Annotated in this window: 23 protein-coding genes; 19 read left to right on the top strand and 4 right to left on the bottom strand. The window is 54.9% G+C overall.

All coding sequences use genetic code 11. The features are described from left to right. Positions 1 to 115: 115 nt before the first annotated feature. From ACAF76_RS18980 to ACAF76_RS18930, 11 genes are all read left to right on the top strand, one after another. On the top strand, positions 116 to 1,207 hold the full coding sequence (locus ACAF76_RS18980; RefSeq protein WP_421617204.1) for a hypothetical protein: 1,092 nt from the start codon (positions 116 to 118) through the stop codon (positions 1,205 to 1,207). 158 nt (positions 1,208 to 1,365) lie between these two features. Continuing rightward, the gene (locus ACAF76_RS18975) at positions 1,366 to 1,803 is read left to right on the top strand and encodes a hypothetical protein (protein WP_421617203.1); all 438 of its coding nucleotides are present in this window, start codon (positions 1,366 to 1,368) and stop codon (positions 1,801 to 1,803) included. Positions 1,804 to 1,805: 2 nt separating this feature from the next. Continuing rightward, positions 1,806 to 2,993 carry an alanine racemase gene (gene alr / locus ACAF76_RS18970; RefSeq protein ID WP_421617202.1) on the top strand — a complete coding sequence of 396 codons (1,188 nt, stop codon included), beginning with the start codon at positions 1,806 to 1,808 and terminating at the stop codon, positions 2,991 to 2,993. A gap of 175 nt (positions 2,994 to 3,168) precedes the next feature. Next, positions 3,169 to 3,468, top strand: coding sequence for a CopG family ribbon-helix-helix protein (locus ACAF76_RS18965; protein WP_421617201.1), 300 nt, complete (start codon positions 3,169 to 3,171; stop codon positions 3,466 to 3,468). Between the two features lie 3 nt (positions 3,469 to 3,471). Further along, positions 3,472 to 3,822: a type II toxin-antitoxin system PemK/MazF family toxin gene (locus ACAF76_RS18960; protein WP_421617200.1), complete on the top strand. Its 351-nt coding sequence runs from the start codon at positions 3,472 to 3,474 to the stop codon at positions 3,820 to 3,822. Positions 3,823 to 4,048: 226 nt separating this feature from the next. Further along, positions 4,049 to 4,483, top strand: coding sequence for an anti-sigma regulatory factor (locus tag ACAF76_RS18955; protein ID WP_421617199.1), 435 nt, complete (start codon positions 4,049 to 4,051; stop codon positions 4,481 to 4,483). A 2-nt stretch (positions 4,484 to 4,485) separates the two neighbouring features. Next, positions 4,486 to 5,484: a PP2C family protein-serine/threonine phosphatase gene (locus tag ACAF76_RS18950; RefSeq protein ID WP_421617198.1), complete on the top strand. Its 999-nt coding sequence runs from the start codon at positions 4,486 to 4,488 to the stop codon at positions 5,482 to 5,484. 22 nt (positions 5,485 to 5,506) lie between these two features. Then, complete coding sequence (locus ACAF76_RS18945) at positions 5,507 to 5,815, top strand: STAS domain-containing protein (RefSeq protein ID WP_421617197.1); 309 nt, start codon at positions 5,507 to 5,509, stop codon at positions 5,813 to 5,815. A 17-nt stretch (positions 5,816 to 5,832) separates the two neighbouring features. Beyond that, positions 5,833 to 6,324 (top strand): anti-sigma B factor RsbW, encoded by a 492-nt coding sequence (rsbW, locus tag ACAF76_RS18940; RefSeq protein ID WP_421617196.1) that lies wholly within the window; start codon positions 5,833 to 5,835, stop codon positions 6,322 to 6,324. Next, positions 6,293 to 7,081, top strand: a complete 789-nt coding sequence (sigB, locus tag ACAF76_RS18935) for an RNA polymerase sigma factor SigB (protein WP_421617195.1) — start codon at positions 6,293 to 6,295, stop codon at positions 7,079 to 7,081. The genes rsbW and sigB overlap by 32 nt, the downstream gene beginning before the upstream one ends. A gap of 108 nt (positions 7,082 to 7,189) precedes the next feature. After that, positions 7,190 to 9,352 carry a Tex family protein gene (locus tag ACAF76_RS18930; RefSeq protein WP_421617194.1) on the top strand — a complete coding sequence of 721 codons (2,163 nt, stop codon included), beginning with the start codon at positions 7,190 to 7,192 and terminating at the stop codon, positions 9,350 to 9,352. 28 nt (positions 9,353 to 9,380) lie between these two features. Here the strand turns inward: ACAF76_RS18930 and cmpA are convergent, their stop codons facing one another. Further along, a complete protein-coding gene (gene cmpA, locus ACAF76_RS18925) occupies positions 9,381 to 9,503 on the bottom strand; it encodes a cortex morphogenetic protein CmpA (RefSeq protein ID WP_421617193.1) in 123 nt (40 codons plus the stop codon). Between the two features lie 233 nt (positions 9,504 to 9,736). Here cmpA and ACAF76_RS18920 point away from each other — a divergent pair, with 233 nt between their 5' ends. From ACAF76_RS18920 to ACAF76_RS18890, 7 genes are all read left to right on the top strand, one after another. Beyond that, the gene (locus tag ACAF76_RS18920) at positions 9,737 to 10,207 is read left to right on the top strand and encodes a SprT family protein (protein WP_421617933.1); all 471 of its coding nucleotides are present in this window, start codon (positions 9,737 to 9,739) and stop codon (positions 10,205 to 10,207) included. Between the two features lie 89 nt (positions 10,208 to 10,296). Further along, complete coding sequence (thiL, locus tag ACAF76_RS18915; RefSeq protein ID WP_421617192.1) at positions 10,297 to 11,334, top strand: thiamine-phosphate kinase; 1,038 nt, start codon at positions 10,297 to 10,299, stop codon at positions 11,332 to 11,334. A gap of 6 nt (positions 11,335 to 11,340) precedes the next feature. Next, positions 11,341 to 11,811 (top strand): tRNA (adenosine(37)-N6)-threonylcarbamoyltransferase complex ATPase subunit type 1 TsaE, encoded by a 471-nt coding sequence (gene tsaE, locus ACAF76_RS18910; RefSeq protein WP_421617191.1) that lies wholly within the window; start codon positions 11,341 to 11,343, stop codon positions 11,809 to 11,811. After that, complete coding sequence (gene tsaB / locus ACAF76_RS18905; RefSeq protein WP_421617190.1) at positions 11,792 to 12,508, top strand: tRNA (adenosine(37)-N6)-threonylcarbamoyltransferase complex dimerization subunit type 1 TsaB; 717 nt, start codon at positions 11,792 to 11,794, stop codon at positions 12,506 to 12,508. Before tsaE ends, tsaB begins: the two co-directional genes overlap by 20 nt. 14 nt (positions 12,509 to 12,522) lie before the next feature. After that, complete coding sequence (gene rimI / locus ACAF76_RS18900) at positions 12,523 to 12,981, top strand: ribosomal protein S18-alanine N-acetyltransferase (RefSeq protein WP_421617189.1); 459 nt, start codon at positions 12,523 to 12,525, stop codon at positions 12,979 to 12,981. Next, positions 12,978 to 14,060, top strand: coding sequence for a tRNA (adenosine(37)-N6)-threonylcarbamoyltransferase complex transferase subunit TsaD (gene tsaD, locus ACAF76_RS18895; RefSeq protein ID WP_421617188.1), 1,083 nt, complete (start codon positions 12,978 to 12,980; stop codon positions 14,058 to 14,060). The genes rimI and tsaD overlap by 4 nt, the downstream gene beginning before the upstream one ends. A 153-nt stretch (positions 14,061 to 14,213) precedes the next feature. Continuing rightward, the gene (locus tag ACAF76_RS18890; RefSeq protein ID WP_400162161.1) at positions 14,214 to 15,659 is read left to right on the top strand and encodes an IS1182 family transposase; all 1,446 of its coding nucleotides are present in this window, start codon (positions 14,214 to 14,216) and stop codon (positions 15,657 to 15,659) included. 33 nt (positions 15,660 to 15,692) lie between these two features. On the opposite strand, the gene ACAF76_RS18885 is transcribed toward ACAF76_RS18890, so the two are convergent. Both ACAF76_RS18885 and ACAF76_RS18880 read right to left on the bottom strand, forming a co-directional pair. Next, positions 15,693 to 16,187, bottom strand: coding sequence for a DUF3600 domain-containing protein (locus ACAF76_RS18885; RefSeq protein ID WP_400164373.1), 495 nt, complete (start codon positions 16,185 to 16,187; stop codon positions 15,693 to 15,695). After that, positions 16,159 to 16,740: a sigma-70 family RNA polymerase sigma factor gene (locus ACAF76_RS18880; RefSeq protein ID WP_400164372.1), complete on the bottom strand. Its 582-nt coding sequence runs from the start codon at positions 16,738 to 16,740 to the stop codon at positions 16,159 to 16,161. The genes ACAF76_RS18885 and ACAF76_RS18880 overlap by 29 nt, the downstream gene beginning before the upstream one ends. 253 nt (positions 16,741 to 16,993) lie before the next feature. On the opposite strand from ACAF76_RS18880, the gene ACAF76_RS18875 reads away from it, so the two are divergent. Then, positions 16,994 to 19,270 carry a hypothetical protein gene (locus ACAF76_RS18875; RefSeq protein WP_400164371.1) on the top strand — a complete coding sequence of 759 codons (2,277 nt, stop codon included), beginning with the start codon at positions 16,994 to 16,996 and terminating at the stop codon, positions 19,268 to 19,270. Here ACAF76_RS18875 and ACAF76_RS18870 read toward each other — a convergent pair. Continuing rightward, positions 19,267 to 21,204: an ABC-F family ATP-binding cassette domain-containing protein gene (locus ACAF76_RS18870; protein ID WP_400164370.1), complete on the bottom strand. Its 1,938-nt coding sequence runs from the start codon at positions 21,202 to 21,204 to the stop codon at positions 19,267 to 19,269. The two genes, ACAF76_RS18875 and ACAF76_RS18870, sit on opposite strands and share 4 nt — an antisense overlap. Between the last annotated feature and the right edge of the window lie 62 nt (positions 21,205 to 21,266).

Genomic DNA, 21,266 nt, shown 5'->3' with positions numbered 1-21,266 from the left:
ACGTTTCTCAAACGTGATTCAAAGAAAGCAGCTGTACACTTGAGCATGTACCCGGGAGAGCGGCGCCCTCGCCTCGGGAAACCAAAAACGGTGAAAAGGAAAGGATGATTACGATATGTTGAGCAAAGCAAAAATGGGAATTCTGTTTGGATCGATGGCAACAGTGCTGAGCCTGGGTGTATTCGCCAGTGCATACGCGGCAGAAGATGTGAAGACAGCAGTGAATCCGGCAGAGGTGTTGGAAAAAAGAGTCATGGAAAAAGGAAAGCCGGTTCCGGGCAGAGAGTTCGCCAGCCGCATCGTCTTCAAAGAAAATACTGAGCTGCTGACGCTGCTCGGACTGCAAGCCGAAGAGCTGCGGACAGAACTGGTAGCAGGCAAAACCCTGGCAGAAATCGCAGAGTCTCAAGGAGTAGAGAAGCAAGAGCTGGTCGATCTGCTGACTACGGCCGAGGCAGAACGTCTGGCAGCAGCAGTGGAGGCAGGCAAGCTGACGCAGGAGCAGGCAGATGGGATGAAAGCCAAACTGGCGGAACGCGCAGAGCAGCAGGTAAACAACCCGGGTTTTGGCGGTCGTGAAGGAATGGGCGGAAAAGGCTTTGGCGGCTTCTTCCATAGCGAAGAACTGCTGACGCTGCTCGGACTGCAAGCCGAAGAGCTGCGGACAGAACTGGCAGCAGGCAAAACCCTGGCAGAAATCGCAGAGTCTCAAGGAGTAGAGAAGCAAGACGTGATCGATCTGCTGACTACGGCCGAGGCAGAACGTCTGGCAGCAGCAGTGGAGGCAGGCAAGCTGACGCAGGAGCAGGCAGATGGGATGAAAGCCAAACTGGCGGAACGCGTAGAGCAGCAGGTAAACAACCCGGGTTTTGGCGGTCGTGAAGGAATGGGCGGAAAAGGCTTTGGCGGCTTCTTCCATAGCGAAGAACTGCTGACGCTGCTCGGACTGCAAGCCGAAGAGCTGCGGACAGAACTGGCAGCAGGCAAAACCCTGGCAGAAATCGCAGAAGCCAAAGGTGTGGTGAAGCAAGACGTGATCGATCTGCTGGTCGCACCGCAAACAGAAAAGCTGGCAGCAGCAGTAGAGGCCGGCAAGCTGACGCAGGAGCAGGCAGACGAACGCCAAGCCCGCCTGGAAGAGTCCGTGTCGAAAAAGGTAGAGGGTGAATGGGAACAACCGAAGTTTGCAGAAAGTGCAGCCGAGTAAGAGCAAATACGTAACCCAGCAGAGGGGCTATTCCAAAGGTCGGACGGCTTGAGGGATAGCCTCTTTTTTGGCTGCATCAAAAAAGCTCTGTTCATTGACAGCAAGGAAGTAACGCGATACATTCAAGATAACTTATGCAACGAGGTGGAATTCCCTAGATGAAGAAATCGTCGTCTGATGTGTTGTATCAGGAAGAATCTACCTATAAGGACTTGCTGCTGCGAAAAAGTACGAAAATGCGAATCTGGGAAACGGTCCTATTCGCCTTCAGCATGGTCATCTTGTCGCAGCTCTTCACCGAGAACAACACCACCTTTAAGGTATTGGCGTTTGCAATCGCGATTGCCGTGGTAGGACTTGCCCCGTTTTTTTACAAGGCGGTGCTGCGCCCGGTATACAAGCTGACGCGAACGCATCTGATTATTTCCATGTCGGGCAAGGAGAACAGCTATCCCTTGTCGGAAGTGGAGCAGATTTACGAAGGACGCCATCTCTATCGCGTCGGAGGAAAGCGGGAATCGCTGATGGTATCCCGCCAGTTTTTGAGCCATCTGAACGAGCGGCTCTATTATTACCAAAAGAACAAGAGGAGATAAGGATGAAACCGTATTGCCGTGACACATGGGTTGAAGTAGATTTGGACGCGATTCGTGCGAATGTACAAACATTTCGGCAGCACCTGCCCGCTACGACGGGAATTATGGCAGTCGTCAAGGCAGACGGATACGGACACGGTTCTGTCCAGGTCGCAAAGGAAGCGCTCCTGGCCGGAGCCGATACGCTCGCTGTGGCATTTCTGGACGAAGCGATTGTGCTGCGTCAGGCTGGTATCGAGGCACCGATCCTTGTACTCGGATACACACCAGTCGATTCGGTGGAAGTGGCGAGCCATCGGCGGGTAGAGCTGACGGCCTACAGTGAGGAGTGGGTATTTCAGGCGGAGCAGCGGTTGCAGGATGCTGCCTGCCCACCGGTGGGTATCCACATCAAAACAGACACGGGCATGGGACGGCTGGGTGTGCGTACGGCAGACGAACTGCTGTCTGTGGTCGAGGCGCTGGAGCGAAGCAGCAAGTTGGCCTGGACGGGTATTTTCACCCACTTTGCCTGTGCGGACGAAGCGGATACGACCCATGTGCGACGCCAACACGATACGTTTCAGTCCTTTCTCCAGGTGCTGCGCGATGCAGGCAAGACGCTGCCCAAGGTGCATTGCTGCAATACGGCGGCGGCTATCGCTTTTCCGGAATGGGGGTATGATACGATCCGTTTGGGCATAGGTTTATACGGATTGTATCCTTCTTCGTACATGAAAGAGCAAGCGGCTGTCAGATTGCACCCGGCTCTTTCGCTCAAGACGAGAATCGCCCATGTAAAGGTAGCCGCAGAGCCGTTTACCGTCAGCTACGGAGCAACCTATACAGCCCAGCCAGGGGAGCGGATCGCCACGCTGCCGATTGGATACGCTGACGGATACTCCCGGCTGTTGTCCAATCGCGGCGCGGTATTGGTCAAAGGCAGCAGAGCGCCCATCGTCGGTCGCGTCTGCATGGACCAGATCATGGTCCGCATCGAACAGGGCAGTGCCCAGGTCGACGACGAAGTGGTCCTCTACGGCAAGCAAGGAAACGAGGAAATCTCGCTCGACGAGGTTGCTGCGCTGATCGGCACGATCAATTACGAGGTGCCGTGCATGCTGAACCACCGGATTCCCCGTGTCTACGTGCGCCAGGGAAAAGAAATAGCTGTTGTTCATCTGCTGTCCGAAAAAAACGTCCCGGTGTAACTGGAAACTACTGCCAGGGAAAGCCGGCAGGAATTTTTGCGAGGAACGCGAATTATACTTAAGTGCCGGAACCGAAAATGTGCGCGACAGGTATATATTTGCAGTGGTTTCGACATAATGGTAGTGTCATACTGGCAATCAGTGTGACAATCTACAGCGGATGGAAGTTACGGTCATGGTTGGAGGTGGATTTGTCTTGTCGAAGTCGAATACGAAACGCATCATGATTAGCTTGCCACATCACTTGCTCCAAGAAGTGGATGGCTTGATTGAGAAGGAAAAATCCAATCGCAGCGAGTTTATTCGCCAGGCGATGCACCTGTATCTCAAGGAACGCAAAAAACGCACGATCCGTGAGACGATGCAAAAAGGGTACATGGAAATGGCGAAAATCAATCTAAAAATGGCATCGGAGGCATTTGGCGCTGAGGAAGAGGCTGACCATACTCTTGTCCGCTTAGTTAGCGGGGTGTGACCAGTGATCGTCAAACGTGGCGATGTGTTTTTCGCGGACCTTTCCCCGGTCGTAGGCTCGGAACAAGGGGGCGTACGGCCAGTTTTGGTGATTCAAAACGACATAGGAAACCGATTTAGTCCGACAGTCATCGTCGCCGCTATCACGGCGCAGATTCAAAAGGCAAAATTGCCGACTCATGTAGAGATTGATGCCAAGATTTATGGATTTGATCGTGATTCCGTCATTTTGTTGGAACAGATACGAACCATCGACAAACAAAGATTAACCGACAAAATCACTCATCTCGATGAAGAGATGATGGAACGGGTCAATGAATCCCTGCAAATCAGTCTGGGACTCATTGATTTCTGATGCGTCGACAGAAGAGGAAAAACTGCTTGGCTTGCAGCAACCAAGTGGTTTTTTTATTTTTGTTTGAAAATGTTTGGGCAACGAGGTTTTCTTTGCGAAAGTGCAGGAATTTTTGGGCGTGGCAGCGAATGTATTTGCAACTAGAATATTAGACAAAAATTGACAAGTTATGCCAATCGTTGTTGAATGGTAGTCAAATGGAAAGAGTGGAAGGGGTTTTCTGGTTGTGGCAGAGTCAGATCCTGAGAGAATTGTCATCGAGATCACTCGCGAGCCAGATATCGTGACAGCCCGGCAGGCAGGTCGAAATTTGGCGATGAGGCTGGGGTTTGGTGCGGTCATGCAATCGCGTATTGCCACTTCTATTTCTGAATTGGCGCGCAATATCTACCTGTTTGCAAAAGCGGGGACGATTACGATTGCAGTGGTAGAGGTGAACGGTAAAAAGGGTGTGCAGATTACTGCGGAGGATTCTGGCCCCGGGATCCCCGATATACGAAAAGCATTGGAAGACGGCTATTCGACGATCGGCGCGCTGGGGGCAGGGCTTCCAGGCGTGAAGCGTATGATGGATGACTTTTTTATACAGAGTAAACCGCAAGAAGGTACGCAGGTCGTAGTTGTGAAGTGGTGTGAACCAGTTGGGAAAGGTGGAGCGTAAGGATGGGCCGAGGATTGGATGCGGAATATGGACAAATCCTCAGCAATTACTTGAGCAAGCAGGGCGAAGACGAACTCTACACTGCGCAGCAGTTGGGCAAATGGTTGCTCCGCCGGGACATTTCTCCCGAGGAATTGATTGATTTGCACGGACGGGTATTGGAGAGTTTGACCGAAGTGCCCGAGGTGGTTCGCGCTTCCTTTCGGATATTGACCGAGGTGATGATCGAGTACGGCAACGAACATCGCGCATTGCGGAGCTGGCGAAGCAGGCATGAGCAGATGCAGTCGGAAATTGCCGTCGCCTCGACGATGCAGCAGGCGCTGTTGCCGCGGGATGTGCCGGTTTATCCGGGTGTCGAAGTCGGCCTGGTCAGCATGGGAGCAAGTGAAATTTCAGGCGATTACTACAACTTCATACACTACGGCGAACATAAATTCAGTGTCACGCTCGGCGACATCACCGGCAAAGGAATTGCAGCAGCGATGTGTATGTCCATGCTGAAATACGCAATGGACAGTTTGGGAGAGATTTTGCTCAATCCCGACCGCATGCTCCGCCATCTTAATCGGGTCGTAGAACGCAATATTGATTCCAGCATGTTTGTCACAATGGTATTCGGAAGCTATGACACGCGTACCCACCGTTTTCGGTACGCAGTCGCCGGCCATGAACCAGGCTTTGTCTATCGCGCGGCAGAGGGTCGTTTTTACGATCTTGACGGGCAGGGGGCGGCGCTCGGCCTGGATGCACAGAGCCACTACCAGGAGCAGGAAGTACATTTGCAGCCTGGCGATATGCTGGTTCTGCTGACGGACGGAGTGACCGAGTTTAAAATCGGCAAAACGTACATAACAAGGGAGCAGCTCGTATCCTACATGCTCCAGCAAACAAAGGCACCTGTACAGTCTATGGTGAGCGAGCTTTATCACAAACTGCTGATGCTCTCCGATTTTGAACAGCGGGATGATTACACCATGATCGTTTTACGTAGAACCTGAGTGGCACGGGGGGAAAATTCGGATGGACCTGACAATCGAGACAATCAAGGAAGAGGCGGGGTATCTGGTGGTCCTCTGCGGAGAGGTCGATGCCTTTACCGGCCCGCAAGCAAAAGAGGCATTGCTGGCGCTGGCAATAGAGCCAGGGGTAAAACAGATCGCGGTTGACTTGGCACAGGTAGATTACATGGACAGTACAGGCATCGGAATCTTTATTGCCGCAATGAAGGCTTGTAAAAATTCAGGCAGCCAGTTACGGGTGCGAAACCTCTCTCCCCGTGTGGAGAGGTTGTTTCGGATCACGGGCTTTTACGATTTGATCGCCGTCTAAAAAAGGAGAGAGCAGTAATGGAGGGGCGCAAAGCATCTGATGTAGAGCTGGTACAGTTGACGCTGCCAAACCGAGTGGAGTATTTAGGCGTGGCCCGCTTGCTGGTTTCTGGTGTGGCTCATCGGATGGGTTTTACCTATGATGAGATTGAGGATATCAAGCTGGCTGTAGGGGAAGCGTGCACCAATGCGGTCGAGCACGCATACGAACAGGAAGAGGGCAGACTCAATCTCGAATGCCTAGTATTTCCTGACCGCTTGACGATTACCGTTGCCGATCAGGGAAAAGGCTTTGCGGTCGACACTGTGGGGAAGCAGCTTGCTCCCCTGGCGGCCGAGGTGGACGAGGACGATCTTGAAGAGGGAGGTTTGGGATTATTCCTGATCCACACTCTGATGGATGAGGTCTCGTTTCACACCGCTTCTGGCGTCTCCGTGGCGATGACCAAGTATTTGCGCCGAGATGGGGTGGCTGGTGATGACCGGACAATCTCCAAGACGGACGTTTAGCCGCGAGCAGCGCAGGGAGCTGCTGCTAGAGTACAAACAGTCGGAGCGGGAAGTTTTGCGGGAACTTCTGGTAGAAGCGTATACCCCGCTGGTAGAGACGCTGGCACAGAAGTTCGCGCGCGGTCAAATTCTTCGTGAAGATTTGATCCAAGTCGGGATGATCGGATTGCTTTCGTCGATTAGCAGATACGATCCCGCTTTCGAGCGAACCTTTGAGAGTTTTGCCATACCGACGATTGTCGGGGAAATCAAGCGTTTTATCCGGGACAAGACGTGGAGTGTCCACGTGCCGCGCCGGGTGAAAGAACTAAGTCCGAAAATCAAGCACGTCGTGGACGAATTGACGATGAAGTTGCAGCGCTCTCCGCACATTTCCGACATCGCCCAGCACATGGGCGTGTCCGAGGAGGAAATCCTGGAGACGCTGGAGATGGGTCGCAGCTATCACTCGCTTTCCATGGACAGCGAGCTGGAAGCGGACAGTGAAGGCAATACAATCACGCTGTTTGATCTTGTCGGGGTCCAGGACGAAGGCTTCAGCCGCGTCGACCGGGACCTGACGATCGATCACGCCATGAGCTCTCTGGACATGCGGGAAAGAGAAATCATTCGGATGACATTTTATGAAAATTTGAGCCAGAAGCAGACAGGCGATCTTCTCGGCATGTCGCAGATGCACGTTTCCCGCTTGCAGCGCCGTGCCTTGAACAAATTGCGTGAAGCCTTACAGATGGAACATCACGAGACGATCCCATAAGCATGTTTGTAAAAGGTGTCCGCCAGGCGCCTTTTCTTTGTCTGGCGGCTTTCTCGATGATACGGGAGTTGCCTTTTGGGGATAACAGTTGACGTAGGAGGAGATTTCATGGAGCTGACGCTATTGATCCAGACAGTCGCCCGCGATACGGGGGTGAAGCCTCATCAGGCAGAACGTACGATTGCACTGCTGGACGAAGGAAATACCGTTCCCTTCATCGCCCGCTACCGCAAGGAGATGACCGGGCAGCTCGACGAGACACAAATTCGCGCGATTGAAGAGCGCGTTCGCTATTTGCGCAATCTGTCTGTGCGCAAGGAAGAGGTCCTTCGCCTTATCGAGGAACAAGGCAAGCTGACAGATGAATTGAAAACCGCGATCGAGCGGGCGAGCAAGCTGCAGGAAGTCGAGGATTTGTACCGTCCGTATCGGCAAAAGCGGCGGACGCGGGCTACGATGGCCAAGGAAAAGGGCCTGGAGCCGCTCGCCCAGTACCTGCTGACGCTGCCGAAGACAGGCGATCCAAAGCAGGAAGCAGCGCGCTTCATCGACCCGGAAAAAGGGGTCGCTTCGGTGGAGGAAGCGCTGCAGGGAGCGATGGACATCATCGCCGAGCAAATCTCCGACGATCCCGACATTCGCCAGTGGGTGCGGCAGCGCACGCTGCAAAAAGGCCTGCTCGTGACCGAGCAAAAGGCAGAAGAGGCGGACGAAAAAAACGTCTATCAAATGTATTACGCCTATAGCGAGCCATTGAAAAAAGTAGTCCCGCACCGCGTGCTGGCGATCAATCGCGGGGAGAGCGAAGGCATCCTGAAGGTGACCGTGGAAGCGCCGGTAGACGAGATTTTCGCCTGGCTGGAGAAGCGGGTCATCCGCCACGAGACCGTGGTCCGCTCCTTGCTCGCGACGACCGTGGAAGATGCCTACAAACGGCTGATCGCCCCGTCCATTGAGCGCGAGGTGCGCGCTGAGCTGACGGATGTGGCAGAGGAGCAGGCGATCCACATCTTTTCGGAAAATCTGCGCAATTTGCTGCTCCAGCCCCCGGTAAAAGGCAAAGTCGTCCTCGGTGTCGACCCTGCATACCGTACCGGCTGCAAGCTGGCGGTAGTCGATGATACGGGCAAGCTGCTGGAGGTGGCGGTCGTCTATCCGACTCCGCCTGTCAACAAGGTGGCGGAAGCATCGGCCAAGGTCAAGCAACTGATCGAAAAGTACGGCGTCACGCTGATCGCGATCGGCAACGGGACAGCTTCGCGCGAAACCGAGCAGTTCATCGCTAGCGTACTCAAAGAGTTGAAGCAGGCGATTCACTACATCATCGTCAACGAGGCGGGTGCCTCTGTCTATTCGGCATCGGAGCTGGCGAAAGAAGAGTTCCCCGAACTGGACGTGGCGGAGCGCAGCGCGGTATCGATTGCCCGGCGTTTGCAGGACCCGTTGGCAGAACTGGTGAAAATCGACCCCAAATCGGTCGGCGTCGGGCAGTACCAGCATGACGTGTCGCAAAGCCGTCTGGCTGAAAGCCTGCAATTTGTCGTGGAATCGGCGGTAAACCACGTCGGTGTGGACGTGAACACGGCATCCTCTTCCCTGCTGCAGTACGTCTCCGGGATTAGCCGACAGGTAGCCGGTAACATCGTCAAGAAGCGCGAGGAGATCGGCAAGTTTACCAGTCGTGCGCAGTTGAAGGAAGTGCCCAGACTGGGCGCCAAGACGTTCGAGCAGTGCGTCGGGTTTTTGCGCATCTCAGACGGGAGCAATCCACTCGACAAGACGCCGATTCACCCCGAGTCGTACGAAGCAGTGCACAAGCTGCTGGACATGATCGAGGTGGCACCGCAAGAGATCGGCAGCGAGACGTGCCGGAAGCGCCTGCTCGCGCTCGATGTGGCACAGGTCGCCGACCAACTGGGGATCGGTGAACCGACGCTGGCAGATATCGTGGAAAGTTTGCTGCGTCCCGGACGCGACCCGCGGGAGGAACTGCCCAAGCCATTGCTGCGCAGCGATGTTCTGCAACTCGCTGATCTGAGTCCGGGCATGAAGCTGCAAGGTACGGTGCGAAATGTCGTCGATTTTGGCGCGTTTGTCGACATCGGCTTGAAAAATGACGGGCTGGTGCACATCTCCCGCCTGAAAAAGGGCTTTGTCAAGCATCCGCTCGATGTCGTAACAGTAGGTGACATCGTGGATGTGTGGGTCGTGGAAATCGATGAAAAGCGCCAGCGCGTGGGCCTGAGCATGATCTCTCCTGAGGAAGCCTAGAGGCGGCAACAAAAAAGGCGGCAATCACTTATTGTGGATTGCCGCCATGTTTTTCCCAGTATAAAAACCAGCACGTATTCAGCAAGCGGATTTGACGCACGTCCTTCCCGCTGAAGGCACGCTGCAATTGCTTTCGCATCCATTGTGGCATAAAGGGTACCTCCTGATGTTATTCGTCTATGCATTGTATGCAGCGAGACGAACTGGAGGTGCCTTTTATTCGTGATTCGCCGTTGTAAAATTCCAGCTTCACGTGCAGTCCCTCCCGTTCGCACAGCAGGACAGGCATGTTGGTGCTTTGCGAAACGTCCAAGTGCACCATTCGTCTGGCGCAATCCGGGGGAAACTGCTATCGTGGAAGAAAGAACATGCGGAGGCAAAAAGATGACCGACCAGGAATTGCAAAGACTGGTGGAGGACATCTCCACTCGCTTTTTTGAAATGCCTTTTCGCCATCAGGCAAGGTTCAACAAAAGATTGCGGACGACAGGCGGACGATACCTGCTGCGTACGCACGATATCGAAATCAATCCCCGTCATCTCGAAGAGCACGGAGAAGAGGAACTGGTGGCGATCGTCAAACACGAGCTGTGCCATTACCACCTGCATCTCGCCAAGCGAGGCTATCGCCATGCAGACCGGGATTTTCGCGAATTGCTCCAAAAGGTCGGAGGCAGCCGCTACTGCCAGCAAGTGGGAGAGGGACGAAAACAGCTTCCGTATCGATACGAGCTGGTATGCCAGGCTTGCGGCACCAGCTACAAGCGGAAGCGAAAAATGAACCCGGCGCGCTATCGCTGCAGCAAGTGCAGCGGCAAGCTGAAGCTGCGCGAGTACGCTGCCCAAGGGGTGTGAGCCGGGGAAGCGCGGGTCGGGCGGTTTCTTGCTTCTCGGCGGCGCGCAACGGTATAATGGACTGACTATGCAAAAAAGGAGCGCTACAGGTGGCACACGATGAATTTTCCCTGATCCGGCAATGGACGAGCCGTTCGCACGGAGATGAAAAGGACGGGGTTTCCGTCGGGATCGGGGATGATGCTGCCGTCTTCGCCCCGACACCGGGAATGGAAATGGTCGTCTGCTGCGATGCGATGGTAGAGACTGTCCATTTTTTGAAAGAAACGATGAAGCCTGCAGACATCGGGTACAAGGCCATGATCAGCAATATCAGCGATGTGGCAGCGATGGGGGGAATCCCCCGGTTCGCGCTGGTCAGCATCGCCGTCTCTCCGCGCTGGACAGCGGAAGAGTGCAGCGAGATGTACGATGGCTTGTACGAAGCCTGTGGACAGTACGGAGTCCGGCTGATCGGCGGAGATACTGCGTCGGCACCGGATACACTGTTCCTCTCTGTCACGGTAATAGGAGAGGTCGAAAAAGGGATGGCGTTGCGCCGCTCACAGGCGCGGTCGGGGGAGCTTGTCTTTGTGACAGGCTCTGTCGGCAGTTCCGCTGCCGGGCTGCACCTGCTGCTCGCACAACAGAACCGGACAGTAGAGGCAGGAGGCGGTACAGATGAATCAGATGAATGGGACACGCTCGTCCGTGCCCATCAGCGTCCGCAGGCACAGGTGCAGGCAGGACGCCTGCTGCTTCTTTCCGGGGCGTGCACAGCGCTAAACGACATCAGTGACGGACTGGCATCCGAGCTGTGGGAAATTGCCGAGGCGAGCGGTGTGACGATCCAGGTGGAGGCAGAGCGGATTCCGCTTCTGGCCAAGACCCGTAGCTACGCCCAGAAGGTTGGCAAAGACCCGTTGGCCTGGGCGCTGTACGGAGGGGAGGATTACCAGTTGGTCGGGACGCTGGCAGCGGAGCGGAGCGAAGAAGTGGCCCGCCGGTTTGCCGAGCAGGGCATCCCCTTTGCCGTAATCGGGCGTGTGGAAGCAAAAGGCCAGGGCGTTTTCCTGGTGCAAGACGGGGAGCGGCGTAAGCTGCCCAAGGCCGGATTTAATCATTTTGGAGCCGTTGAAAGAGGGTGACGCATGATGGCATACGAATGGACACTGCGTGGAGCTGAGCAGACACAGCGCTTTGCTGCGTGTTTGGCTCGCCATTTGCAGCCCGCTGACCTGTTGGCTCTGGAAGGAGACCTGGGAGCGGGCAAAACGACGTTTACCCAGGGACTGGCCCGCGGGCTCGGCGTGCAAGGCGTAGTGAACAGTCCGACATTTACGATCATAAAAGAGTACCAGGGGCGTTTGCCGCTGTACCATATGGACGTCTACCGGGTCGGCGACGATGTCGATTCGCTCGGCCTGGACGATTATTTTTTCGGAGACGGCGTCTGCGTCGTGGAGTGGGCATCGCTGATTGAGGATGTTCTTCCGGCTGATCTCCTGACGATCGTACTGCGCTACATCGGCGAAGAGCAGCGGCAGATCGAGCTTTTGCCGCAAGGTCAGCGATATTTGAATTTGTGTGAGGAGTTTGATTTTGATGCGTGTACTGGCGATTGATACGTCCAACCTGGTATTGAGTGTGGCGATTGCGGAAGAGACGCGTGTACTGGCGGAGATGACGACCAACCAGCAAAAAAACCACTCGGTCCGGATGATGGATTGTGTCAGTGAGCTGCTGGACGCGACCGATACCTCCCCGGAGCAGTTGGGCGGCGTAGGCGTGGCGATCGGGCCCGGCTCCTACACAGGCGTGCGCATCGGTGTCGCCTCAGCGAAAAGCATCGCCTGGTCGCTCAACATCCCTGCTGTCGGTGTTTCCAGCCTGCAGGCGGTGGCGATGAACGCGCTGGGATTTGCCGGACTGATCGTACCGCTGTTTGATGCGAGAAGGGGGCAGGTGTATACGGGCTCCTACCGGACGGACGGGATGGAACGCCTTTCGATCCAGGGACAGGAGAGAATCGTCTTGCTGGAGGATTGGCTTTCCGATGTGCGTGAAGCAGCCGAGGGGGACAAAATTCTCTTTCTTGGCGAGGATGTCCGGCTTCATCGCGAGCGGATCGAGCAAAGCCTGGGAGAGCAGGCGCAATTTGCCCCGGCCGCCTTTCAGCTTCCGCGAGCGGCACATATTGCCCACCTGACATTCGCAAGACTCCACGAAGCAGGTCCGGTGCATGGGCTTGTTCCGGAATATTTGCAGCTTGCGGAGGCGGAAGCAAAATGGCTGGCGAACAGGCAGCAGGAGGGTTCGTAAAGGGGGGACCACTCATGGGTGAACAAATGGAGCTTGATTTCCGTTTTATGACATTGGAAGATATTGCGGCCGTTGCGAAGCTGGAGCAGATGGCTTTTCCGACTCCCTGGCCCCCTGATGCCTTTTACAATGAATTGACGAAAAACCAGAATGCCCGCTACGTCGTCGCCTTGCACGAGGATGAGGTAATAGCCTACTGCGGCATGTGGATCGTCCTGGATGAAGCGCATATTACCAATATTGCCGTCCATCCCGGCTATCGCGGGAAAAAGGTGGGCGAGCGGCTGATGAGACAGATGATGGGCATGGCGATGGTGTTCGGGGCGCAGAGCATGACCTTGGAGGTGCGTCCCTCCAATACGGTAGCCCGCAATATGTACACCAAGCTCGGCTTCAAGGAACACGGAATCCGAAAACGATACTACTCCGACAATAACGAGGACGCGATTATTATGTGGGTGACCTTGCGATGAACAAATCATTTACTTCGCGCTACGAAATGCGCGTACAACAGGCTTATGAACAACAGAAAAGCGCTGCGAAACCGACCTATATACTGGGTATCGAGACGAGCTGCGACGAGACCTCGGCGGCAGTGGTGCGGGATGGACGGGAGGTGCTGTCCAACATCATCGCCTCCCAGGCGGACATACACAAGCGCTTCGGCGGAGTAGTCCCCGAGGTAGCTTCCCGCCGCCATGTGGAAAATATCACGGTGACGATTGAAGAGGCTCTGCGCGAGGCGGGCAAGACGCTGGAGGAGATCGACGCCATTGCCGTCACGTACGGACCCGGACTGGTCGGGGCGCTCTTGGTCGGTGTAGCGGCAGCCAAGGCGATCTCGCTGGCACGCGGCATTCCGCTGATCGGAGTCCATCACATCGCGGGTCATATTTACGCCAACCGGCTCGTGGAGGAGATGCAGTTTCCTTTGATTTCGCTGGTCGTCTCCGGTGGCCATACGGAGCTGGTCTGGATGGAGCAGCACGGCGCGTTTACGATTTTGGGCGAGACCCGGGACGATGCGGCGGGCGAAGCCTATGACAAGGTGGCGCGCTCGCTCGGTCTGCCGTATCCCGGCGGTCCTCACATCGACCGGCTGGCCCATGAAGGACAGCCCAATGTGCCATTGCCGCGCGCATGGCTGGAGCCAGATTCGTATGACTTCAGTTTCAGCGGCTTGAAATCGGCAGTGCTGAATACGCTGCACAACGCAGCCCAGCGCAACGAGACGATCAACCCGGCGAATCTCGCCGCAAGTTTTCAGGACTCGGTCACAGAGGTTTTGGTCGAAAAAACATTGCGCGCCGTGCGGGAGTACGGTGCGAAGCAGGTGCTCCTGGCGGGAGGTGTGGCAGCCAACCGCGGCTTGCGCGAACGATTGCAGCGGCGCTGTCAGGAAGAAAACGTACCGCTGGTCATCCCGCCGCTTTCGCTATGTACGGACAATGCGGCGATGATCGCGGCAGCCGGCTACATTCGCTACCAAAAAGGCGAGTTTGCCAGTCTGGATTTAAACGGAGTGCCGGGTCTGTCCTTGACCGACCACTAGCGCTCAGCCGCAACGATAGAAAAAGAGCCTGTCCTCACAAGGGACAGGCTCTCAGCCTGTAGACAAAGTTCCGTAAGGAACAGGGTCTGCAGGCTTTTTTGTTGAATATAGAACATGTTACGTTTTCAAAAGTTATTTTTTAGAGGTGGCATTATGCTTAATAAGCAAGAGGCCGAAGGGCGTTATCAGATATCTGCATTCTCGCTAGATGAGTTGGTGCCAGAAGATCATCTCGTAAGAAAAATTGAAAATGCAATCGACTTTTCGTTCATCTATGACTTGGTGGAAAGCCTCTACTGTCATGACAATGGCAGACCCAGTGTTGACCCTGTAGTCTTAGTTAAAATTGCTTTCATCCAATATATTTTTGGAATTCGTTCCATGCGACAAACGATTAAAGAGATCGAAACCAATGTTGCCTATCGGTGGTTTATTGGCTATGATTTCAGTCAGCCCATTCCCCATTTCACGACCCTAGGCAAGAACTATGTTCGCCGTTTTCGGGATACTCAACTCTTCGAGTCGATCTTCCTTCGAATATTGGAGGAGGCGGTTCATCATGGATTCGTGAAGCCTGATGTGCTTTTCATTGATGCTACGCATGTAAAAGCCAGTGCGAATAAGCATAAATACGTGAAAGAAATCGTTGAAGAACAAGCGAAGAAATATCAAGAGCTGCTGGACGAAGAAATCAATCAGGATCGTATTGCACATGGAAAGAAGCCCCTTGAAAAAAAGACAGAAACTTCGAAGAAGGAGGTGAAAGTCAGCACAACTGACCCGGATTGCGGATTGTTTGTAAAAGGGGAAAAGGAACGTGTATTTGCTTATAGTTTTCATACAGCATGTGATCGAAATGGATTTGTGCTTGGTGCCAAGGTAACGCCAGGCAATGTGCATGACAGTCAGGTTTTTGAGGATGTTTTGAATCAAGTGCGAAAGACGTTTGCACAGCCTCAAGCTGTGGCAGTGGACTCGGGATACAAGACGCCTTACATCAGTAAAACACTCCTTGATGACCAGATTCGCCCCGTTATGCCCTACACAAGACCACGCACCAAAGAAGGTTTTTTTAAAAAGCACGAATATGTGTATGATGAATATTTCGACTGCTACATCTGCCCGAACGAGCAAATCTTAACATATGAGACAACAAACAAGGATGGGTACCGTATCTATCGATCAAATTCTCAAGTTTGCCGAAGTTGTCCGTTCTTGAAACAATGCACGGAAAGTAAAGACTACACAAAGAGAGTGAGTCGCCACATCTGGGCTGATTACCTCGAAGAGGTAGACCACCTCCGGCATACCGAGGAAAACAAACAAATCTATAGCAAACGGAAAGAAACGATTGAACGTGTATTCGCTGATATGAAGGAAAAGCATGGCATGCGTTGGACGACCTTACGAGGACTGGAGAAGGTCACGATGCAGGCGATGCTTGTTTTCGCTGCCATGAACTTGAAAAAAATGGCGACCTGGCTATGGAAATCAGGTCGCCAAAAGGTGAACGATCAAAACACCTTCGGTATTTTCATCAAATTATTAAACAAACTCCCTCTGCTGTTCGTTCAGCGAGGGAGTTTGTCTGCAATCTGAGAGCCTGTCCTCACAAGGGACAGGCTCTTTTGTTTATTCAGAGGCTAGTTTGCTGAAATAGGGATTGAGCTTTTCGGAAAGCTCCTCCCACTGCTGCTGTTCTTCTGCGGAAAGCCGATCTTCGTGGACAATTCCGTTCTCGTCTGTCATTTTCATCTTCAACTGCATCATCTGTCGCATCAACTCAATATACTCGGAGAATTCGTCTTCCGACAGCTTCCCTTTTGCTTCCTGCAAAAATGCTTCGATCTCGTTGTAATCCTCCTGGGTACCTCCATGGTGTGTGATCGACTCCGCCGAACCGAAAATGTAGTCCGCCAGGTAAGGCGTCGCTACAGCCGCCGTAGGGATCAGGATCGCAACGGCCGCTACACCGGCCAACAAACGCTTTTTCATAATGAGATTTCCTCGCTTTCGTTTTTGATCGTGCTGGTATGATGCGAAAATGCGCTGCTCCAGTTCGCGAGGCACCTGTATCGTTTCCGCGATACGCTGCAATTCATCGCGTAGTTGTTTGTCGTGGGACATACAAGTCGCCTCCCGAATGTGTATAGTTCTTTCTCAATTCCTTTACCGCGAGATGATGTCTCGATTTTACGGTGCCGACAGGGATGTTCAGCAGATCGGCGATTTCTTCCAGGGAGTAGTCGTGGAAGTAGCGGAGGATGACGACGACGCGCAGCTTGTAGGAAAGCTGGCGAATGGCCGTCAGCAATTCGCGCTGTGTCTCCGATTGCAGTACCGCGTCATCGGTCCAGTCCGAGTCGTCCTGCCGGTACTGCGTTGCCCGCTCAAAAATGCGCATCCTGCGCCAGGCTTTGCGTTTCCAATCCTGCACTTGACGGATCGCGATTCCGTGGAGCCAGTGACGAAACGGGCGTTTCCTGTCATAGCTGTGAAAGGATTGCCACATGCGAATGTACACCTCATGGACGATGTCTTCGATGTCTTGCCGGTTGTACACCAGGAAGGCAACCGTTCGATAGACGTCTTTATGCGTCATCTCATATACCTTGCGAAAGGCAGATACATCGCCCTTGGCCATCTGCTCTGTCAACGGGAGTAAATCTTGATCATTCATTTGGGGCCCCTCCTGATTGATTACACCTATATATTCGTCCGGTCTGCGAAAAAGGTTCAGTGCATTCTCGCAACTTCTCGCTCTGGCTATTTATCCACAGGGCATGGATAACTTTTTTGGTTGCACAATCTCTCCCCTGTGAATACTGGTGATAACTATGTAAATCGACCGGGAAATTCGCCCGGAAACTGTGGATAGATTTGTGGAATATGTGGATAAAGAGCTGGTTTTATCAACAGGAAGGAGAACGCAGATGAGACAAAGATGGGCATTGGTATGCCTGGCAGTGACGCTGTTCATGTGCCAGGTGCAGGATGCAAAGGGCAATACGGCTGGCAGCGACGGATACATACGCGAAAAGCAAATGCTTCTGCTGTTTGTAGAAGGGCTCACGTTTGCCGATCTGCAGCAGATGCGGACCGATCCGACTGTGGATAAATGGATCAGCCAGGCAAGCGCTGGAGCGGTTTCGCTTCGTCTTCCCGGTCCGCGCAATCTGGCCAATGCCTACCTGCTGATGGGCGGTGGAGCACAGGCGTTGTATACGGAGAAAAGCGGCACGGCTCACCACCGGGACGAACTGTTGGACGGCGGACAAACAGCGGGGGAGCAGGCAGCGGCGTTTGGCGTGCCTCTGCCGCAGACCGGGTCGCAGATCGTATTTCCCGGCATCTACCGACTCCACGCGGCAAATCAGGACAAGCCCTTTACACCGAGTATCGGACGTCTGGGTGGTACGCTGGCTGCACACAAGATTCCCGTCAGTGTCTATGGCAACGCGGATACTGGCGAGACGCAGCAGCGCCACGTCGCTTTGTTCGCCATGGACGAGCATGGGCTCGTTCCTCATGGAGACGTCTCACCGCGCACGCAGGAGCGGGCGGCAGCATACCCGTATGGACAAAAGACGAACTACCAGTACCTGCTGGAGCGGATCAGGGAAGATCAGGATGCCGGGCTGGTCGCCGTTCAGCTGCCCGATCTGGAAAGGCTGTACCAGGTGGCTGACGCGATGCAGCCTGACCGTTTTGAGCAGCAGTACAAACAGGTTCTCGCCGATTTGTCCGGCTTTTTGACCCGCGTGTTGGAAGAGCGCACAGACTATCAGGCAGTGATGCTGGTCAGCCCGATCGTTCACCACCAGGCAGTCGAGGAAAAAAAGCTGCTCTCCCCGATACTCGTCTGGAACGGTTCAGCGAGCGGCCTGCTCACTTCGGCTACGACCCGGCAACCCGGCCTGGTCAGCGGGCTTGATCTGTATCCGACGGTTCTTTCCTGGCTGGATGTGCCCATCCCCGGCGGCATTGCCGGGCATCCCGTACGTGCCGCGAGTGGAACAGAACCGGGCATCGGGCCGCTGATGGAGCAGGTGGACGAGATTCACCACACCTACGCCACTCGCGCTCCGGTGCTGTACACCTATGTCATGCTGCAGATGATTACACTGGCCAGCGCTGCCTTTCTCTGGCTCTGGGGCAAACGAGCGGGAGGCGGAAGCGGGAGAGAGCGTCTGCGAAAAGGCGTCCGGCTGGCACTGTTGACCATGCTCTGGTTTCCCGCCCTGCTGCTCTTCGAGGGCATGCTGAGCTGGCAGCCTTCCGCTCCGGTCATCCTGGGGGGATTGATCATGGCTGGACTCTTGCTCGCCTTCGCCATGGAACAAAGCCCTCTGCCTCGCGTCGTGGCGACTGTTTGCGGGGTGACGGTAGCCGGTTTGCTGGCAGACGGCTGGTCAGGCAGCAGCCTGATGCGCGGCTCCTACCTCGGGTACGATCCGGTGATCGGCGCCCGTTTTTACGGACTTGGCAATGAGTACGAGGGCGTGCTGATCGGGAGCGCGACGCTATTGATCGCGGCACTGTACCAACTGTCCGCAAAAAGGCGCGAACGTGCCGGATGGGGCCGTCTTTTGCCTGCGCTTGGCGCTGTGGCTCTCAGTTTCGTCGTGCTTTATTACATGGTGGCGCCGCATCTGGGGACGGACGCGGGCGGTTTTTTGGCAGGACTGGTAGCCTTTTTCGTTGCGATCTCGCGGCTTGAAGAGTGGAGGCTTGGAAAAAAAGGCCTCCTGCTGCTGGCAGGCGGCCTCGTTTGCGGTGTATGCGTTTTGATGGCGGGCAGCTTGCTGACGGACCAGCCGCTCACCCATGTCGGACGCGTCTCGCAACAGATCGTCTCCGGCGACTGGGCAGAGGTGGGGCAGATGATCGAACGAAAGCTGGCGATGAACCTGCGGCTGATTCGCGTCTCGATCTGGAGCAAGGTATTTGTCGTCTCACTGGTCGTACTCGGTATTCTCGCTCTCTGGAACGATCGCTACCTGCGCCATCTCGCCCGCGACTACCCGTTTTTGGTAAAAGGCTTTGCCGGGATTATCGCCGGTTCGCTGGCAGGCCTGGCGCTCAACGACTCTGGAATCGTCACAGCCGCCACCTGCATCACCTTTCTGGTCATCCCCGCGCTCTATGCTGCTCTCGGGGAGACGCCTTCCCGCGAAGTTCCGCCTGAAGGCTCGAAGTCGCAAATCTAGGCCTGCTCCTCGGAGAGCCGGGTCCACTCCTCGTAGAGCTGCTCCAGTTCGCCACGGGCGGCCTGGATCGCGTCATTGCGCTTTTTCGCTTCGGAATGATCGCTGTACACTTCGGGCTGACACAGCTCCTCTTCCCATTGGACGATGTCCGCTTCCTTCTTTTCGATCGTCGCTTCGATTTCCTCCAGACGGCGCTGGCGTTGACGCTCGCGCCGTTTTGCTTCCTTGTCCAGCTCGTAGGAGGACTTTTCCGGCTGGGCGGTGGCAGCACCAGCTTTCTTGGTCGGCTGTGCAGCCTGTTCAGCAGCCAGCTCGGCCAGCTCCTGCTTTTTCTCCACGTAGTAATCGTAGTTGCCGAGATAGTTGGTCACGCCTTCAAAAGACAGCTCCAGCACGCGGCTGGCGATCTTGTTGAGAAAGTAGCGGTCGTGGGAGACGAACAGAATCGTCCCCGGGTATTCGTACAGGGCATTCTCCAATACTTCCTTGCTGTAGATGTCGAGATGGTTGGTCGGTTCGTCGAAGATCAGGAAATTGGCTTCCTTGAGCATCAGCTTGGCCAGCGAGACGCGTGCACGCTCTCCGCCGGACAAGTCGGAAATCCGCTTATGCACGTCATCGCCGCTAAACAGGAAATTGCCCAGAAGCGTGCGCACATCCTTTTCCAGCATCTGCGGGTATTCGTCCCAGATTTCGCCAAGCACCGTATTTTGCTCGTTCAGATTGCGGTGCTCCTGGTCGTAGTAGCCGATGGTGACATTGCTGCCCATCTGGATCGTTCCTTGCAGAGGCTTCAACTGGTCGACAATCGTCTTCAGCAGCGTGGATTTTCCGATCCCGTTCGGACCGACGAGTGCGACCCGCTCCTCCCGCTCGATTTCGAACGTAAGCCCGCGCGACAGCACTGCATCGGGGTAGCCGATGGCGACGTTGGTCGCCTTCATGACGATGTTGCCGCTCATCTTGGATATCTCGAAGGAAAAGTTGACGGACTTGTTGTGCATGATCGGCTTGTCGAGCCTGTCCATTTTTTCCAGCGTCTTGCGGCGGCTCTGCGCGCGCTTGCTGGTCGTCGCCCGGGCGATGTTGCGGGCGATGAAATCCTCCAGTCTGGAAATCTCCTCCTGCTGCTTCTCGAAGCGCTTCAGATCCTGCTCCAGCCGCGCTGCCTTCTGCTCGAGGAACTGGCTGTAGTTGCCGACGTAGCGGGTTGCCCGGGTGCGCTCGATCTCGTAGACGATCGTCACCAGCTTGTCCAGGAAGTAGCGGTCATGGGAGACGACGAGGATGGCGCCCGGGTAGTTTTGCAGGTAGCCTTCCAGCCAGGTGAGCGTCTCGATGTCAAGGTAGTTGGTCGGCTCGTCCAGCAGCAAAATCGTCGGCGATTGCAGCAGGAGCTTCGCCAGCGCCAGCCGCGTCTTTTGCCCGCCGCTCAGTGTGTAGATCGGGGTCTGGTAGTCCATGTCGGCAAAGCGCAAGCCGTGGAGAACGCCGCGAATCATCCCTTCGTAGCTGTATCCGCCCCTTTCCTTGAAGGCTTCAAAACGTCGGGAGTAGTCCTCCATGATCTGCTGGTACCGTTTTTCATCCTCCAGCACAGCCGGATCGCCCATTTTGGCTTCCAGCGCCCGCAGCTCCTGCTCTTCCTTTTGCAAGTGGGCAAAGACGGTCAGCATCTCGTCCCAGATCGACCGCTCCGACTCCAGCCCGCTGTTTTGCGCCAGGTAGCCGAGCGTGACGTCTTTGGGAATACGGATCGTACCGCTGTCGTAGCTCAGCTCGCCCGCGAGTATTTTCATCAGGGTAGACTTCCCGGCCCCGTTCACTCCGACGAGTCCGACGCGCTCTCCTGTTTGAATTTGCAGGGAAATGTCCTGTAAAATGGTTTCGACGCCATAGGCTTTTTCTATATGTTCAGCTTGCAGCAAAATCATTCACGTTCACCTCTTTATCAGCTACGTCAAGTGTAGCCTAGAGAGCGCTCACGGGACAAGCC

The sequence above is a fragment of the Brevibacillus sp. TJ4 genome, from assembly GCF_044627595.2.
Classification (GTDB): Bacteria; Bacillota; Bacilli; order Brevibacillales; family Brevibacillaceae; genus Brevibacillus.
Note: the sequence above shows the minus strand (reverse complement) of the source record. Positions and strands in the feature narration are given on the sequence as shown.

What these genes read in the sequence shown, in the direction of transcription:
- ACAF76_RS18980 (WP_421617204.1), top strand. Translation starts at nt 116, where the DNA reads ATGTTGAGCAAAGCAAAAATGGGAATTCTGTTTGGATCGATGGCAACA.
- ACAF76_RS18975 (WP_421617203.1), top strand. Translation starts at nt 1,366, where the DNA reads ATGAAGAAATCGTCGTCTGATGTGTTGTATCAGGAAGAATCTACCTAT.
- alr (WP_421617202.1), top strand. Translation starts at nt 1,806, where the DNA reads ATGAAACCGTATTGCCGTGACACATGGGTTGAAGTAGATTTGGACGCG.
- ACAF76_RS18965 (WP_421617201.1), top strand. Translation starts at nt 3,169, where the DNA reads ATGGTTGGAGGTGGATTTGTCTTGTCGAAGTCGAATACGAAACGCATC.
- ACAF76_RS18950 (WP_421617198.1), top strand. Translation starts at nt 4,486, where the DNA reads ATGGGCCGAGGATTGGATGCGGAATATGGACAAATCCTCAGCAATTAC.
- ACAF76_RS18945 (WP_421617197.1), top strand. Translation starts at nt 5,507, where the DNA reads ATGGACCTGACAATCGAGACAATCAAGGAAGAGGCGGGGTATCTGGTG.
- rsbW (WP_421617196.1), top strand. Translation starts at nt 5,833, where the DNA reads ATGGAGGGGCGCAAAGCATCTGATGTAGAGCTGGTACAGTTGACGCTG.
- sigB (WP_421617195.1), top strand. Translation starts at nt 6,293, where the DNA reads ATGACCGGACAATCTCCAAGACGGACGTTTAGCCGCGAGCAGCGCAGG.
- ACAF76_RS18930 (WP_421617194.1), top strand. Translation starts at nt 7,190, where the DNA reads ATGGAGCTGACGCTATTGATCCAGACAGTCGCCCGCGATACGGGGGTG.
- cmpA (WP_421617193.1), bottom strand. Translation starts at nt 9,503, where the DNA reads ATGCCACAATGGATGCGAAAGCAATTGCAGCGTGCCTTCAGCGGGAAG.
- ACAF76_RS18920 (WP_421617933.1), top strand. Translation starts at nt 9,737, where the DNA reads ATGACCGACCAGGAATTGCAAAGACTGGTGGAGGACATCTCCACTCGC.
- tsaE (WP_421617191.1), top strand. Translation starts at nt 11,341, where the DNA reads ATGGCATACGAATGGACACTGCGTGGAGCTGAGCAGACACAGCGCTTT.
- tsaB (WP_421617190.1), top strand. Translation starts at nt 11,792, where the DNA reads ATGCGTGTACTGGCGATTGATACGTCCAACCTGGTATTGAGTGTGGCG.
- rimI (WP_421617189.1), top strand. Translation starts at nt 12,523, where the DNA reads ATGGGTGAACAAATGGAGCTTGATTTCCGTTTTATGACATTGGAAGAT.
- tsaD (WP_421617188.1), top strand. Translation starts at nt 12,978, where the DNA reads ATGAACAAATCATTTACTTCGCGCTACGAAATGCGCGTACAACAGGCT.
- ACAF76_RS18890 (WP_400162161.1), top strand. Translation starts at nt 14,214, where the DNA reads ATGCTTAATAAGCAAGAGGCCGAAGGGCGTTATCAGATATCTGCATTC.
- ACAF76_RS18885 (WP_400164373.1), bottom strand. Translation starts at nt 16,187, where the DNA reads ATGTCCCACGACAAACAACTACGCGATGAATTGCAGCGTATCGCGGAA.
- ACAF76_RS18880 (WP_400164372.1), bottom strand. Translation starts at nt 16,740, where the DNA reads ATGAATGATCAAGATTTACTCCCGTTGACAGAGCAGATGGCCAAGGGC.
- ACAF76_RS18875 (WP_400164371.1), top strand. Translation starts at nt 16,994, where the DNA reads ATGAGACAAAGATGGGCATTGGTATGCCTGGCAGTGACGCTGTTCATG.
- ACAF76_RS18870 (WP_400164370.1), bottom strand. Translation starts at nt 21,204, where the DNA reads ATGATTTTGCTGCAAGCTGAACATATAGAAAAAGCCTATGGCGTCGAA.